This window comes from Pseudomonas sp. SIMBA_067 (genome assembly GCF_046534675.1).
Lineage (GTDB): Bacteria > Pseudomonadota > Gammaproteobacteria > Pseudomonadales > Pseudomonadaceae > Aquipseudomonas > Aquipseudomonas putida.
Genome location: NZ_JAWRYH010000003.1, coordinates 254,074 through 269,806 on the forward strand (window position 1 = coordinate 254,074; position 15,733 = coordinate 269,806).

At 63.1% G+C, this 15,733-nt stretch carries 13 protein-coding genes; 5 read left to right on the forward strand and 8 right to left on the reverse strand.

Going from position 1 to position 15,733, the window contains the following annotated elements:
- Window positions 1-86: 86 nt before the first annotated feature.
- Window positions 87-1,097, reverse strand: a complete 1,011-nt coding sequence (locus SB765_RS09595; RefSeq protein ID WP_041167566.1) for a DUF481 domain-containing protein — start codon at window positions 1,095-1,097, stop codon at window positions 87-89.
- A 151-nt stretch (window positions 1,098-1,248) separates the two neighbouring features.
- Between SB765_RS09595 and SB765_RS09600 the strand changes: the two genes are divergently transcribed.
- Together SB765_RS09600 and SB765_RS09605 are read left to right on the forward strand one after the other, a co-directional pair.
- Complete coding sequence (locus SB765_RS09600; RefSeq protein WP_016498067.1) at window positions 1,249-1,602, forward strand: MGMT family protein; 354 nt, start codon at window positions 1,249-1,251, stop codon at window positions 1,600-1,602.
- Between the two features lie 43 nt (window positions 1,603-1,645).
- Window positions 1,646-3,193, forward strand: a complete 1,548-nt coding sequence (locus SB765_RS09605; protein ID WP_016498066.1) for an AmpG family muropeptide MFS transporter — start codon at window positions 1,646-1,648, stop codon at window positions 3,191-3,193.
- A gap of 135 nt (window positions 3,194-3,328) precedes the next feature.
- Here the strand turns inward: SB765_RS09605 and SB765_RS09610 are convergent, their stop codons facing one another.
- The 3 genes from SB765_RS09610 to SB765_RS09620 form a co-directional block, all read right to left on the reverse strand.
- Window positions 3,329-4,573 (reverse strand): MFS transporter, encoded by a 1,245-nt coding sequence (locus SB765_RS09610; protein ID WP_341796705.1) that lies wholly within the window; start codon window positions 4,571-4,573, stop codon window positions 3,329-3,331.
- Window positions 4,574-4,773: 200 nt separating this feature from the next.
- Window positions 4,774-5,616 (reverse strand): mechanosensitive ion channel family protein, encoded by an 843-nt coding sequence (locus SB765_RS09615; protein WP_016498064.1) that lies wholly within the window; start codon window positions 5,614-5,616, stop codon window positions 4,774-4,776.
- 114 nt (window positions 5,617-5,730) lie between these two features.
- Window positions 5,731-6,216, reverse strand: a complete 486-nt coding sequence (locus tag SB765_RS09620) for a YajQ family cyclic di-GMP-binding protein (protein WP_016498063.1) — start codon at window positions 6,214-6,216, stop codon at window positions 5,731-5,733.
- A gap of 100 nt (window positions 6,217-6,316) precedes the next feature.
- Here SB765_RS09620 and SB765_RS09625 point away from each other — a divergent pair, with 100 nt between their 5' ends.
- Genes SB765_RS09625 through SB765_RS09635 form a run of 3 tightly spaced genes read left to right on the forward strand, consistent with a single transcriptional unit; the run spans window position 6,317 to window position 9,865 of the window.
- Window positions 6,317-7,234, forward strand: a complete 918-nt coding sequence (locus SB765_RS09625; protein WP_410931240.1) for a putative 2-dehydropantoate 2-reductase — start codon at window positions 6,317-6,319, stop codon at window positions 7,232-7,234.
- A gap of 38 nt (window positions 7,235-7,272) precedes the next feature.
- Window positions 7,273-9,297, forward strand: coding sequence for an ATP-binding protein (locus SB765_RS09630; protein ID WP_341796707.1), 2,025 nt, complete (start codon window positions 7,273-7,275; stop codon window positions 9,295-9,297).
- 1 nt (window position 9,298) lies between these two features.
- On the forward strand, window positions 9,299-9,865 hold the full coding sequence (locus tag SB765_RS09635; RefSeq protein ID WP_016498060.1) for a cob(I)yrinic acid a,c-diamide adenosyltransferase: 567 nt from the start codon (window positions 9,299-9,301) through the stop codon (window positions 9,863-9,865).
- A gap of 31 nt (window positions 9,866-9,896) precedes the next feature.
- On the opposite strand, the gene SB765_RS09640 is transcribed toward SB765_RS09635, so the two are convergent.
- The 4 genes from SB765_RS09640 to secA all read right to left on the reverse strand — a co-directional run bounded on the left by SB765_RS09640 (window position 9,897) and on the right by secA (window position 15,673).
- Window positions 9,897-10,841 (reverse strand): Nudix family hydrolase, encoded by a 945-nt coding sequence (locus tag SB765_RS09640; protein ID WP_410931241.1) that lies wholly within the window; start codon window positions 10,839-10,841, stop codon window positions 9,897-9,899.
- Window positions 10,838-11,470, reverse strand: a complete 633-nt coding sequence (locus SB765_RS09645; RefSeq protein ID WP_410931242.1) for a glutathione S-transferase family protein — start codon at window positions 11,468-11,470, stop codon at window positions 10,838-10,840. The genes SB765_RS09640 and SB765_RS09645 overlap by 4 nt, the downstream gene beginning before the upstream one ends.
- Window positions 11,471-11,524: 54 nt before the next feature.
- Window positions 11,525-12,742 (reverse strand): bifunctional glutamate N-acetyltransferase/amino-acid acetyltransferase ArgJ, encoded by a 1,218-nt coding sequence (argJ, locus tag SB765_RS09650; protein WP_132842384.1) that lies wholly within the window; start codon window positions 12,740-12,742, stop codon window positions 11,525-11,527.
- Window positions 12,743-12,937: 195 nt separating this feature from the next.
- The gene (secA, locus tag SB765_RS09655; protein ID WP_341796710.1) at window positions 12,938-15,673 is read right to left on the reverse strand and encodes a preprotein translocase subunit SecA; all 2,736 of its coding nucleotides are present in this window, start codon (window positions 15,671-15,673) and stop codon (window positions 12,938-12,940) included.
- Between the last annotated feature and the right edge of the window lie 60 nt (window positions 15,674-15,733).

Below are 15,733 nucleotides of genomic sequence, written 5' to 3' on the forward strand. Positions count from 1 at the left end.
CATAATGACCGCGAAATGGCCAAGCCTGTTCGGTGCCTGTGGGAGCTGGCTTGCCGGCGAAAGGGGCGCAAGGCGCCCCCGGCGATCTACCAGGTAACGCCGAACCCTGCGGTGTAGCGGGTCTTGTCCAGGTCACTTTCACGCGTGCCGGTAATGATGTCCTTCTCGGCCTTGAGGTTGAGCGAGGCCCACTCGGTGACCTTGTAACGCAGGCCAACCTCGGCATCCAGCGAGTAGTCGGCTACGCCGCCCAGCGGCTTGGCGAACTCGCCATTGGTGAACAGCTGCACGTTCTTGCCGATCAGGTAGCGGGTGTAGTCCCACTTCACCGCCGCGGAATAGAAGTTGTCCTTGCCGCCATCCTGGTATTCGAAGTCGGTACGGTTGATCAGCGAGCCCAGCGAGAACGCCCCCAGCTCATCGTCCCAGAACTGGTAACCCGGGCCGGTACCGACGGTGCGCTGGCGGGCCAAGTCTTCGATGCGGTCACGCTTGTATTCCGCACGCCCCTGCCAGAACCACTTCTCGGTGATGAAGCGGTCCAGGGCGTACTCGGCGCTCCAGTTGTCGGTGGTGGTGACGTCGTCCTTGGTCTCGCGGTTGTATTCACCTTCGGCATTGTGCCGCCAGCGGCCATGGCGAGCGGTGGTCTTGAACCCTACGTCGTAATCGTCGGTGTCGTTCTCGGCACGCTTGTAGTCCAGCGCCACATCGACGTTGCCTTTCCACACGAAGTCCTCGACCAGCGGCTTGGGCTTCATGATCTGCTCGATGCTGGCCAGTTCCACGGTCTTGGGCGCTTCGCCATTGGCCAGCGTTACCTTGCCAGGCTCGGCGGCTTTCAGCGACTTGGCTTTTTCACCGGTGTAGGCGTCTTGCTTGACCAGCATCTCCTGGTCGCTTTCCAGGGTCTGGACCTCTTTCCAGTCCAGCGCGATGGAACCGCCATAGGGGGTTTCCAGCAGCAGCTTACCGCCGTCGAAGACTTTGATCTTGCCGCTGAGCCGGTCACCGTTCTTCATCCACACGGTATCGGCCAACACCGGGGAGGCGCACAAGGAGGCAGCTAGCAGGCACAACAAGGATCTAGAATACATAGGCGGACTACGGGTTCGTTTTGACAAAAAAGCCGGGCATTATCCAGATACCGACGACCAGAGCAAGGACAGACCGGGCATAAGGCGTTGAGTTCAACTCTCATTTGCCGGACCATCGGTCCAGTTTCATCTACAGCCCAAGGGGGGCGTGATGTCTGATGGATACGAGCACGCCCTGGACAGCGCCGAGGGCCGACGAACGGTGCTGTATTCGGTACTCGGCCAAGTGCCGCCCGGCAAGGTGGTGAGCTACGGCCAGCTGGCCGAGCAGGCGGGACTGGGCCGCGCGGCACGCTGGGTTGGCCGCACGCTTGGTCAGTTGCCGGCAGATACCCGGCTGCCCTGGCACCGGGTGCTTGGCGCAGGTGGGCGGTTGAGCCTGGCATCAGGGACGCCGTCAGGGGATGAACAACGGGCGCGTTTACGCGCGGAGGGTGTGAATGTAACCAACAATCGTGTGGATATGACGCGCCATGGCTGGCGCCCAATGGAGCACAGCGGTTAGAGTGCGCGCTTTGTTTTCGCAAACTTGAGGCAGATGTTGGCCCATGCCCCGTAAAACCTGGCGCGCTGCGCTTGCTGCCTATGCCAGCCCGTCAACCTTGGTACTTTTGCTGCTTGGTTTCGCCGCCGGCCTGCCCTACATGCTGGTGTTCTCGACCCTGTCCGTGTGGTTGCGCGAAGCTGGCGTTGCCCGTGAGACCATTGGTTACGCCAGCCTGATTGGCCTGGCTTACGCCTTCAAGTGGGTGTGGTCGCCGCTGCTCGACCAATGGCGCCTGCCACTGCTCGGCGGCCTGGGCCGACGGCGGTCGTGGTTGCTGCTGTCGCAAGCGCTGGTGGTGGTCGGGCTGGTTGGCATGAGCCTGTGCGACCCGCAACAGCACCTGTCGTGGTTGATCGCCATGGCGGTGCTGGTAGCGTTCGCCTCCGCCACCCAGGATATCGCCGTCGACGCCTATCGCCTGGAAATCGCCGACGACCAACGCCAGGCCGCGCTCGCCGCCAGCTACATGGCCGGCTACCGGGTGGCAGCGTTGCTCGCCACGGCCGGCGCGCTGTTCTTTGCCGAGTGGTTCGGCTCCACCGGTTTCAGCTACCTGCACAAAGCCTGGGCCGGCACTTATGTCATGTTCGGGGTGATGATGCTCCCCGCCCTGTTCACCACGCTGGTGATGCGCGAGCCGCCAGTGCCCATGCGCACGCAGTTGTCGGCAGCGCGCTACGGCCTGGTGCACCAGTTGGCGTCGGTGTTCGTGCTGATCATCCTCTTGGTGTCGGTACCGGCCAGCTTCACCCAGATGTTCAATACCGGCTGGTCCAGCGTCATTTCCGGTGATGCCACGCCGCTCGACCTGCTGCTGGAAGATCGCGCCTTCCTGCGCCTGATCCTTTATGTGCTGCTGAGCTGGGCGTGCCTGTCCAGCCTGGGCCGTCGCGGCCTGGCCCCGGTGCTGACCCCGGTCAACGACTTCATCACCCGCTACCGCTGGCAGGCCCTGTTGCTGCTTGGCCTGATCGCCACGTATCGCATGTCGGACACCGTGATGGGCGTTATGGCCAACGTGTTCTACATCGACATGGGCTTCACCAAGGACCAGATCGCCAGTGTCAGCAAGATCTTCGGCCTGATCATGACCCTGGTCGGCGCCGGGGTCGGCGGCCTGCTGATCGTGCGCTTCGGCATCATGCCGATCCTGTTCATCGGCGGTGTCGCCTCGGCCGGTACCAACATCCTGTTCCTGATGCTGGCCGACATGGGGCCGAACCTGGAAATGCTGGTGGTGACCATCTCGCTGGACAACTTCAGCTCGGGCATGGCCACGTCGGCCTTTGTGGCCTACCTGTCGAGCCTGACCAACCTGAAGTTCTCGGCGACGCAGTACGCGCTGCTCAGCTCGATCATGCTGCTGCTGCCGCGGCTTATCGGCGGGTATTCAGGGGTTATGGTGGAGAAATTCGGCTACCACGACTTCTTCCTGATCACCGCATTGCTGGGCGTGCCTACGCTGATCCTGATCGCCCTGCAGTGGCGTCAGGAGGCTGGTCGGGGTACGCCGGTGGCAGAGGACAGTTCAGCGGCCGAGCGGCCCTGAAAGGCTTCTATAGCCTGTACCGGCCTCTTCGCAGCGCAAGGCTGCTCCTACAAGTACACCACAGCGTTCAAAACCTGTGACGTGCTTGTAGGAGCAGCCTTGCGCTGCGAAGAGGCCGGGACAGGCAATCAAACATTACTGCGCGACAGCCCCCTCATCAGGCCGCCCACCTACCACAAACCACAGCGGCCACAACGCCAATGCCCCCGCCACACCCGCCGCCAGGGCAAAGTGCAGCAAGCTGGCCCCGGCGCCGATCATCGCCAGCACCGCTCCGCCCAACCCCAGCAAGGCAATGGTGATCATCCCCAGCATGGCCGAGACCAGGCCTTTGCTCTGCTCGCTGGAGAACAGCGTCATGCGGTACAGCACCGCGTTGGCCACACCCAGCCCCAGCGCGTACAGCGACATGCCCGCCACCACACTGGTAACGCTCGGCCAGTACCAGGTCGCCAGCACCATCAGGCACAGGCCGGCCAGGTAGGGCCACAGCGCGCCCCGCACCAGGGCAGGCAGCGGGTAGCGATCGGCGATGCGGTTGATGATCAGGTTACCGAGGATCAGCCCGCCAAATACCGGCAGCTGCCACAAGGCGTAAGCCATCGTGCTCAGCCCCTCATCGTGAATGAGCAGCACCGGCGACAGGCCGATCCAGCCAATCAGCGGCAAACCGACCAGGCCCAAGGCAGCGCTGCCCGCGACAAAACGGCGGTTGGCCAGCAACTGACCATAGCCAGCCAGCAGTGGCAGCAGGTGAATCGGCGTAAACGCCAGGCGCGAGCCGTCACGGCGTTCCACACCGAGGGTTTCCGGCATCAGGCGGTACAACAGCCCCCAGACCAGCACTGAGCCGATTGCAAAGGCCACGAACAGCCAGCGCCAGTCCAGCCACTGCAGCAGCAAGGTGCCCACTAGCGGCCCGAGCAGGGGTGACAGCAAGGCGATATTGGCCAGCAAAGCCATCATGCGCACGGCGTCAGCCTCGCTGAAAGCTTCGTTCAGGGCGGGATAGCTGACTGTGACCACAAAGCCCAGGCCGATGCCCTGCAGCAGGCGCAGCAGGTTGAACAGGCCAATGTCGTGGACCCAGAAGCTGGCCAGGCAGGCCAGGCCGAAGAATGCGCAGCCAACCAGCAGGAGCGGGCGCCGGCCATACCGGTCGGCCAGCGGGCCGATCAACCATTGCAGTACCACGCCCCCCAGCAGGTACAGGTTGAGGGCATGGGGAATGTATTCGGGGCTGGCGTTCAGGTCGCTCACCACCACCGGCATGGCGGGCATGACCGCGTCGCTGGCCAGGTAGGTGAGCAGTTCGAACAGGGCCAGGGTCAGGCCGAACAGCAAAGCGCGCAGCGGGGTGATGTACAGCAGTGGTTTCATGATGGCATATCGGGTGTGGCAGGTGGGGCCAGGGTATATGCCAGAAAAGCCGAGCAATTGCTGTGAACAAGTGTAAAAACTGGGGCCGCTTCGCGCCCCTTCGCGGGCTTGCCCGCTCCCACACGGATTGCGGAATCTCTGTGGGAGCGGGCAAGCCCGCGAAGGGGCGCGAAGCGGCCCCGGTCGATGACAAAGCGGTATTACTGCGCTGCAGTCTCTTGCACCACACGGATCACCCGCTGTGGAAACGGAATGTCGATCCCTTCGGCCTTCAACCGGTCACGCGCATGCTCGTTGAGCATGAACATCACGTCCCAGTAATCGGACGTCTTGGTCCACAAGCGCAGCGAGACGGTAATCGAGCTGTCGCCCAGCGTCGCCACTACAGCCTGCGGTGCCGGGTCGGGCAGGACACGCGGATCCTTGGCCAGCTCCAGCAGCACGTTGCGGGCCTTTTGCAAGTCGGCCTCGTAGTCCACACCCACATCGAACACCACCTTGCGCGTCGGCTGGCGGTTGGTGTTGGTGATGATGCCGTTGGACAGGCTGCCGTTAGGCATGATCACAGTCTTGTTGTCACCGGTACGCAGCACGGTGTGGAAGATCTGGATGCTGTCGACGGTGCCGGCAACGCCCTGCGCCTCGATCCAGTCACCGATACGGAACGGGCGGAACATCAGAATCAGCACACCGCCGGCGAAGTTCGCCAGGCTGCCCTGCAAGGCCAGGCCGATGGCCAGACCAGCGGCACCGATGGCGGCAACGAACGAGGTGGTCTCGATGCCGATCATCGACGCCACGCTGACCATCAGCAGCACCTTCAGCACGATGTTCGCAAGGGTGCTGATGAAGCCCTGCAGCGCCAGGTCGGCGTTGCGCAGGCCAACCAGCTTGCCGAGGCGGGCGCTGACCTTGTTGATGATCCACCAGCCGACCGCCAGGGTCAGCAGCGCCAGCAGCACGCGGCTGCCGTACTCCATGATCAACGGGATCCAGGTCTGGGATTGGCGGACGAGCTGATCGACTTCAGCGTTCAAATCCATATTCATCTCCTGATGCCGAGCGGCAAGTACACGGTAGAACAGGCTGCGCGCATTTACACAGTCCCGGCCCCCATGGACATCATTACGCCATCGGGGTTCCGGGCAGCACCTGCATTAGTCGCGGAAGTTGTTGAACTGCAGCGGCATGTCGAATTCCTTGGTGCGCAGCAGAGCAATGGCTTCCTGCAAGTCGTCACGCTTCTTGCCAGTTACACGCACCTGCTCGCCCTGGATGGCGGCCTGTACTTTCAGCTTGCCATCCTTGATGGTGGCAACGATCTTTTTCGCCAGGTCCTTGTCGATGCCTTCGCGGAACTTGGCTTCCTGCTTCTTTTCCTTGCCGGATGGGTACGGGTCCTGGGTTTCCAGGCATTTCACGTCGATCTTGCGCTTGACCAGTGCAAGGCGCAGGATTTCCAGCATCGCTTCGAGCTGGAACTCTTCCTCGGCGGTCAGCAGAACGGTCTGATCTTTTTCCTTGAACTCGAAGGTGCCCTTGCCTTTCAGGTCGTAACGGCGATCAAGTTCCTTGATGGCGTTATCAACGGCGTTCTGCACTTCGTGCTTGTCCAGTTCCGATACCACGTCGAACGAAGGCATGGTTGTTCTCCAAAAAATAAAGCGCGCTCGGTCTGAAGATGGAGCACGCTGAGTTAGACGGTTAAAATGCGGGCTCATTATAACGGGTTGCGAAACGCATATGAGCAGCACCTGGCATATTCTCGGCGCCGGCAGCCTCGGTAGCCTGTGGGCCTGCCGCCTGGCGCGCGCGGGTAAGGCCGTGCGCCTGATCCTGCGTGACGGGCAACGCCTGCACGCCTATCAGCAGTCCGGCGGCCTGACCCTGGTCGAACAGGACCAGCCCCGCCACTACGCCATCCCCGCCGAAACCGCCCAGGCGCAGGGCCCCATCCACCGCCTGCTGGTGGCCTGCAAGGCCTACGACGCGGCGCAGGCCATTGCCGGTGTGGCACCGCGGCTGGCCGAGGGTGCCGAAGTGCTGTTGCTGCAGAACGGCCTGGGCAGCCAGGACGAAGTGGCCGACCTGGTACCCCACGCACGCTGCATCTTCGCTTCCAGCACCGAAGGTGCCTTTCGCGAGGGGGAGTGGCAGGTGCGCTTTGCCGGCCACGGTTTCAACTGGCTGGGCGACCCACGCAACCCTGCAATGCCCGCCTGGTTCGATGACCTGCACGAAGCCGGTATCCCTGCCGAATGGACGGTGGACATCCTCACCCGCCTATGGCGCAAGCTGGCCCTCAACTGCGCCATCAACCCGCTGACCGTGCTGCACGAATGCCAGAACGGCGGCCTGCTGGGGCACCTGGGAGAAGTCGATGCGCTGTGCGCCGAACTGGTCCAGTTGCTGCGGCGCTGCGGCCAGCCGGAAGCGGCAGATGAGCTGAGCGAAGAAGTACAGCGGGTGATCCTTGCCACCGCGGCCAACTACTCTTCCATGTACCAGGACGTCCGCGCGGGCCGACGCACCGAGGTGCACTACCTGCTCGGCCATGCCTGCCGAGCGGCCGGGCGCCATGGCCTGCAATTGCCACTGCTGGAACGCTTGCAACAGCGCCTGGTCGATAACTTGCGCACGCGTGGCTTGCCCTGCGACTGACGCGGCCCTTTCAACCGGATACGGACATTGCCTAGCCCATGACCTTGCGCCAACGCCTGGAAAACCTCCCGGTCGGGCAGAAGCTGCTGGCGGCCCTGCTGGTATTGCTGGTGACCATCCTGCTGGTGGCCAACCTCACCTTCATCAGCGCCGCCTACTGGATCACCCAGGAAAGCATGGCCCCCCAGGCACTGCAGACCATCGGCCGGCTGGTAGCCAACCCGCAGCTTGCCGCCCGCGCCGGCGACACCCCGGAAACCGCCAGCGCCCTGCTCAAGGAACTGGACAGCTACACGCCACTACGCGCCGCCGCCGTCTACGGCGGCGATGGGCGTATGCTGGCGCAGTTGCAGCATGGCGAGCCGCTGGCCCTGCCCAAGCGTTTTCGCAACATCGACGGCTGGCGCCTGATGGAGTTTCGCAGCACCCAGCTGATCCGCATACCGCGCGACGCCAACCCGCCGGCGCACATGCTGCTGGTGGCCAGCAGCGAGCTGCCCACGGCGTTCTACACCGGCACCCTAAGCGCCAGCATGGGCATCCTGGTGTTCAGCATCCTGCTGTGGATTGTGGTCGCCCGGCAGATAAAGCGCCTGATCACCCAACCGATCAACCAGCTTGAAGAGCTCAGCCGCCAGGTTACCCGCGAAGAGAGCTATGCCCTGCGCGCCAAGCGCGGCAACGACGACGAAATCGGCAGCCTGGCCGAAGCCTTCAACACCATGCTCTCGCGCATCGAAGGCCGCGAGCAGCAGCTGAAACGCGCGCGGGACGAATTCCAGAGCGCCTACGACCAGGCCCAGGGCCTGGCCGAGGAAACCCGCCATACCAACCGCAAGCTTGAGCTGGAAGTGCAGGTGCGCAGCAAGATCGAGAAAAAACTCACAGGCTTCCAGAACTACCTCAACAGCATCATCGACTCGATGCCCTCGGCGCTGATCGCCCTCGACGAACAGCTTTACGTGACCCAGTGGAACCACGAAGCCACGGTGCTTTCCGGTACGCCACTGGACGAAGCGCTGAACCAGCCGGTGTTCATCGCCTTCGAGCCGCTCAAGCCGTTTTTGCCGCAGTTGAAGGAAACCGTGGAAAAGCACCGGGTAGCGAAGATCGAGCGGGTCACCTGGGCCAAGGGCGATGACCTGCGCCACTACGCCCTGACCTTCTACCCGCTGACCGGCGGCGGTGGGCGCGGGGTGGTCATCCGCATCGACGACATTACCCAGCGCCTGTCGCTGGAAGAGATGATGGTGCAATCCGAGAAGATGCTCTCGGTCGGTGGCCTGGCAGCAGGCATGGCCCACGAGATCAACAACCCGCTGGGCGCCATCCTGCACAACGTGCAGAACATTCGCCGGCGCCTGTCGCCCGAGTTGCCGCGCAACCAGGAGCAGGCCGAAGAACTGGACATCGACCTGGCCACGGTCAACCGCTACCTGGAAAGCCGCGAGGTGCCACAACTGCTCGATGGCATTCAGCAGGCAGGCGCCAGGGCAGCGAAGATCGTCACCCACATGCTCAGCTTCAGCCGCCGCAGCAACCGCCAGCTGGCGCCGTGCGACCTGCCGGCACTGATCGACCAGGCGGTGGACATTGCCGGCAATGACTTTGACCTGACCATCGGCTTCGACTTCAAGGGCCAGGCCATCGTGCGCCAGTTCGACCCTGAACTGGGGCCCGTGCCCTGCACGGCCAACGAACTGGAACAGGTACTGCTCAACCTGCTGAAAAACGCGGCGCAGGCCATCCACGTGCGGCCACAGCCCTGCGAGCCCGGGCGCATTACCCTGCGCACCCGGCTAAACCCGCCATGGGCGGAAATCCAGGTTGAGGACAACGGCGTCGGCATGCCCGAGGCCGTGCGCAAACGCACCTTCGAGCCGTTCTTCACCACCAAGGAAATCGGCCAGGGCACTGGCCTGGGCCTGTCGGTTTCGTATTTCATCATCACCAACAACCACAAGGGGCAGATGGAAGTGCAGTCCACGCCCGGCCAGGGCACCTGCTTTACCCTGCGCCTGCCCCTCGTCCAGCCGGCGACGCCGGCCAACACGGAGAAGTGACATGGGCTATCGCCTGTCGAAGATCTACACACGCACCGGCGACAAGGGCGAAACCGGCCTGGGCGACGGACGCCGGGTGCCCAAGGACCACCCACGGATCGAGGCGATTGGCGAGGTGGACAGCCTGAACAGCCAGTTAGGCCTACTGCTGGCGGGCCTGGACGAGCAAGGCCTGGACGAGGTGAGCACCGTGCTGGTGCCGTGTCAGCACCGCTTGTTCGACCTGGGGGGTGAGCTGGCGATGCCGAGCTACCAGGCGTTGACCCTGGCAGAGGTGGAGCGCCTGGAGGCGGCCATCGATGTGTGGAACGAAGAGCTGGGGCCGTTGAAGAACTTCATCTTGCCCAGTGGTTCGGCGCTGGTGGCGCAGGCGCATGTGTGCCGCAGCCTGGCGCGCAGTGCGGAGCGGCGGTGCCAGCAGTTGAATGCCGTGGAGCCACTGGAAGGCGTTGGCTTGGCGTATATCAACCGGCTTTCCGATCTACTGTTCGTGGCGGCGCGGATCATCGGGCGGCGCCAGGGGGTGGCTGAGGTTTTGTGGCAGCCTGCGCCAAAGCCTGAGGGCTGATATTACCGGGGCTGCTTTGCAGCCCCCTTACTCAGGCCTCGGGCCAGAACGCCCGGATACCGGCTACACCCTGTGCACCGGCTTCCCAGGCATGCTCGCGCTCACCCGGCCCTACCCCACCCAGCAGGTAAACCGGCTTGTTGAACCCGGCAATCAACCGCTGCGCCTCATCCCATCCCAACGGCACCGCCTCTGGGTGAGTCTGAGTCGCCTGCAACGGCGACAAAGTGACAAAGTCCACGCCCATCTGTTCAGCAAGCGCCAGCTCCTCGGCGCTGTGGCAGGACGCCGCCAGCCAGCGCTCCTTGGGGAACGGCCGGCCCTTGGCAGCGTACTTGCGCAACTGCGCTGCCGTCAGGTGCCAACCGGCCGACGGGAAATCACCCAGCCATTCCAGCGGCCCCTTTAGCATCAGTTGCGCCTTGCCCCCACACAACCCCACGGCATCCACCGCCACATCACGGTACTTGGGGTCGTACATGTCCGGCGCCCGCAACTGGATCAGGCGAGTACCATTGGCCACCGCCTTCTGGATGCCCTTGAGCATCTGTGGCACTTCCAGGCCATCCGGGGTAATCAGGTATTGGTCCGGCAGACGCGCGGCAGCCACGATCGGCTTGTTGGCCTCGGGGAACTCGTATTGCGCCAGGTCCCGTGGCGACACCCACTCCAGCGGCTGCCCTTCTGCGCCATGAGGCTCGCCCGTGAACGCTTCGACTTCGCGCACGTCCAGCAGCACCTGTTTATCCGGGTAGTCATGGCTGACCTTGATCAGCGCACGCGAGCGGGTCACCTCGATGCCCAGCTCCTCGCGTAGCTCACGGGCCAGCGCCGCTTCCACGCCTTCACCCTCTTCCACCTTGCCACCGGGAAACTCCCACAGGCCGCCCTGGTGCTGGGTATCGGCCCTGCGTGCAATAAGAATGCGGCCATAAGTACCGCGAATGACCGCCGCTACAACATGTATCCGTTTCACCCTTCACGCTCCGCCAGGCCGGCCTGCTGCCACGCCTGGAAGGCTGGCCACTGATAAATGGTTTCGATGTAGGCTGCCGCCTCTGCCGGCACCTCCACGCGGTAGGTGCGCAGGCGCACGGCCACCGGGGCGAAGAAGGCATCGGCCAGGCTCGGCTTGCCGAACAGGAACGGGCCGCTGTCGTTGGCCACCACGCGGCATTCGGACCACAGCGCGACGATACGGTCGATGTCGACCTGCACGTCCAGCGGCATATTGTCCAGGGCCTGGTCACGCGACAGGTCGAACGGCATGGCACCGCGCAGGGCGAAGAAACCGCTGTGCATCTGCGCGCAAGCCGAACGGGCCTGGGCGCGGGCGGCTGCGTCGACAGGCCACAGCTGGGCCTCGGGGTGCTGTTCGTTGAGGTATTCGGCGATGGCCAGGGAATCGGCGATCACACCGTGCTCGCTCTTGAGCAGCGGCACCTTGCCGGTGGAGGAAAAAGCGAGGATGCGCTGGCGGGTATCAGGCTGGTTCAGCTTGATCAGGGTTTCTTCGTAGGGCACGCCAGCCAGCTCGAGGGCCAGGGCGCCACGCAGCGACCAGGAGGAATACAGCTTGTCGCCGATGATCAGGTGATAGCTCATTGTTCGGCTCCATCGGTTTGGAATGCTGGGGCTGCTTTGCAGCCCCATTTTCGATCAGGTACGGTACTCGGCGTTGATCTTCACGTACTCGTGGGACAGATCGGTGGTCCAGATGGTTTCGCTGCACTGGCCACGGCCCAGCTCGATGCGGATGGTGATCTCTTCCTGGGCCATCACTGCCGAACCCTGCGCTTCGGTGTAGCTCGGGTTGCGGCCGCCTTTGCTGGCGATGCATACGCTGTCCAGGTACACGTCGATCAGGCTGACATCCAGCTCCGGCACGCCAGCGCGGCCAACGGCGGCCAGAATGCGGCCCCAGTTCGGGTCGGAGGCGAACAGTGCGGTCTTGATCAGTGGCGAGTGGGCCACGGCATAGCCGACGTCCAGACATTCCTGGTGGTTGCCACCACCGTTGACCTGCACGGTCACGAACTTGGTCGCGCCTTCGCCGTCACGGACGATGGCCTGGGCCACCTCCATGCACACTTCGAACACGGCCTTTTTCAGGGCTTCGAACAGCGCGCCGCTGGCTTCGGTCACTTCCGGCAGGTTGGCCTTGCCAGTTGCAATCAACATGCAGCAGTCGTTGGTCGAGGTGTCGCCGTCGATGGTGATGCGGTTGAACGACTTGTTGGCGCCGTCCAGCATCAGGTCCTTGAGCACTGCCGGGGCAACCTTGGCGTCGGTAGCGATGTAGCCGAGCATGGTGGCCATGTTCGGGCGGATCATGCCTGCACCCTTGCTGATGCCAGTGACGGTAACAGTCACGCCATCATGCTGGAACTGACGGCTGGCACCCTTGGGCAGGGTGTCGGTGGTCATGATGCCGGTGGCAGCTTCAGCCCAGTGGTTTTCCGACAGGTTGTCGAGGGCGGCCTGCAGTGCACCTTCGATCTTCTCGACCGGCAGTGGCTCGCCGATCACGCCGGTAGAGAACGGCAGTACAGACTCGGCCGGCACGCCAGCCAGCTCGGCCAGCTTGGCGCAGGTACGTTCGGCGGCGGCCAGGCCTGGCGCGCCGGTGCCTGCGTTGGCGTTACCGGTGTTGGTCAGCAGGTAGCGCACGGTGCCCTGTACACGCTGCTTGGACAGGATCACCGGCGCTGCGCAGAAGGCGTTGAGGGTGAACACGCCAGCCACGCTGGAGCCTTCGGCACAGCGCATGACCACCACATCCTTGCGCCCCGGGCGCTTGATGCCGGCAGAAGCGATGCCGAGTTCAAAACCCGGAACCGGGTGCAGGGTAGGCAAAGGACCAAGACCAACAGCCATTAGAGCGCTCCTAGAAAAACGGTGAAGTGATGATGGAAGAGCGGGGCCGCTTCGCGCCCCATTCGCGGCACAAGGCCGCTCCTACAGGGGCATCGCAACCATTGGGTCGGGCGCGGTCCCTGTAGGAGCGGCCTTGTGCCGCGAATGGGCCGCAAAGCGGCCCCCGGTTTGTGACGTTACAGCAAATGAATCAGATCACTCGATCTGCCCGTGGCAATGCTTGAACTTCTTGCCCGAACCGCACCAGCACGGCTCGTTGCGGCCCAGCTTCTGGTCGTTGCGCACTGGCGCTGCGACGACCGCCGCTTCGGCGCCCTCCTCGCTCAGTTGCTCGCTTTCCAGACCCGGGGCAGGGGCATGCTGGAACTGCATGCGGCTGGCCAGTTCCTCGGCCTCGCGGCGCAGGCGGGCTTCTTCTTCGATCGGATCTTCGCGGCGAACCTGAACGTGCGACAGCACGCGGATGGTGTCGCGCTTGATCGACTCGAGAAGCTCCTGGAACAGGCTGAACGACTCGCGCTTGTACTCCTGCTTCGGGTTCTTCTGCGCATAGCCACGCAGGTGAATACCGTGACGCAGGTGGTCCATGGTCGACAGGTGGTCTTTCCACAGGTCGTCCAGCACGCGCAGCAGAATCTGCTTCTCGAAGGTACGCAGGGCGTCGATACCGGCCTGGTCTTCCTTCTCGGTGTAGGCGGTGGTGATCTCGTTCAGCAGCTTCTCGCGCAGGGTCTCCTCGTAGAGGTGATCGTCCTCGTCGAGCCACTGCTGGATCGGCAGCTTAATGGCGAAATCGCTGGCCAACGCAGCTTCCAGGCCGACCACATCCCACTGCTCGGGCAGCGACTGCGGCGGGATGTGCTGGCTGATGGTAGCGTCCAGTACTTCCTGGCGGAATTCTGCGATGGTGTCGCCGATGTTCTCGGCGGCCAGCAGGCTGTTGCGCATGTGGTAGATCACCTTGCGCTGCTCGTTGGCCACGTCGTCGTATTCGAGCAATTGCTTACGGATGTCGAAGTTACGGCCTTCGACCTTGCGCTGGGCCTTCTCGATGGCGTTGGTGACCATGCGGTGTTCGATGGCCTCGCCCGACTGCATGCCCAGTGCCTTCATGAAGTTCTTCACCCGGTCAGAGGCAAAGATGCGCATCAGGCTGTCTTCCAGCGACAGGTAGAAGCGGCTGGAACCCGGGTCACCCTGACGGCCCGAACGGCCACGCAGCTGATTGTCGATACGGCGCGATTCGTGGCGCTCGGAAGCGATCACGTGCAAGCCGCCCGACTCGATCACTTGCTGGTGACGTTTCTGCCAGTCCGACTTGATCTGGGCGATCTGCTCGGGTGTCGGGTTTTCCAGGGTGGCCACTTCAGCCTCCCAGTTACCGCCCAACAGGATGTCGGTACCACGACCGGCCATGTTGGTGGCGATGGTCAGTGCGCCTGGCGCACCGGCCTGCGCGATGATCTCGGCTTCCTTCTCGTGGTACTTGGCGTTCAGTACCTTGTGCTCGATGCCTTCCTTGAGCAGCAGGTTCGACATGTGCTCGGAGGTTTCGATGGTGGCAGTACCCACCAGCACCGGGCGGCCGTGGGTCATGCTTTCCTTGATGTCGGCGATGATCGCGGCGTATTTCTCGTCGGCAGTCAGGTACACCAGGTCGTTGAAGTCTTTACGTGCCAGCGGCTTGTTCGGCGGGATCACCATCACGTTGAGGCCGTAGATGGACTGGAACTCGAACGCTTCGGTGTCGGCGGTCCCGGTCATGCCGGACAGCTTGGTGTACAGGCGGAAGTAGTTCTGGAAGGTGGTCGAAGCCAGGGTCTGGCTCTCGGCCTGGATATTCAGGTTCTCTTTCGCCTCGATGGCCTGGTGCAGGCCCTCGGACAGGCGACGGCCTGGCATGGTACGGCCGGTGTGCTCGTCAATCAGCAGGACCTGGCCGTCCTGGACGATGTATTCGACGTTGCGGTGGAACAGCTTGTGCGCGCGCAGGCCAGCGTAAACGTGGGTCAGCAGGCCCAGGTTGTGCGAGGAATACAGGCTCTCGCCCTCGGCCAGCAGGCCGGCCTGGGTGAGCATCTCTTCGATGAACTGGTGACCGGCTTCGTTGAGCTCGACCTGGCGGCTCTTCTCGTCGATGGTGAAGTGGCCTTCCTGGGTGACCTGGCCTTCGACTTCTTCGATGTGCTGGGTCAGGCGCGGGATCAGGCGGTTGATCTCGATGTACAGCTTGGAGCTGTCTTCAGCCTGGCCGGAAATGATGAGCGGGGTGCGCGCCTCATCGATGAGGATGGAGTCGACTTCGTCGATTACCGAGAAGTTGAGTTCACGCTGGAACTTCTCTTCCTGGCTGAACGCCATGTTGTCGCGCAGGTAGTCGAAACCGAATTCGTTGTTGGTGCCGTAGGTAATGTCGGACGCATAGGCGGCGCGCTTTTCTTCCGGCGGCTGGAAGGCCGAAACGATACCTACCGACAGGCCGAGGAATTCGTACAGCGGGCGCATCCAGTTGGCGTCACGGCGAGCCAGGTAGTCGTTGACGGTGACCACGTGCACGCCCTTGCCGGACAGTGCGTTGAGGTACACGGCCAAGGTACCGACCAAGGTCTTGCCTTCACCGGTACGCATTTCTGCGATCATACCCTCGTGCAGGGTCATGCCACCGATCAGCTGCACATCGAAGTGGCGCATGCCCATTACGCGCTTGCCGGCCTCTCGGGCCACGGCGAAGGCTTCAGGCAGCAATTGGTCCAGTGTCTCGCCTTTGGCCAAACGCTCCTTGAACTCTGCGGTCTTGCCCCGCAGTTGCTCGTCGGAGAGGGCCACCATCTTCTCTTCGAAGGCATTGACGATACTCACCGTCTTGAGCATGCGTTTCACTTCACGCTCGTTCTTGCTTCCAAAAAGTTTTTTTAACAAAGGCGCAAACATATCGGCAGGATCTTCCACACGTAGGGATGGAGGGCGGCCCCATGAGTCGCCCGTGCAGCC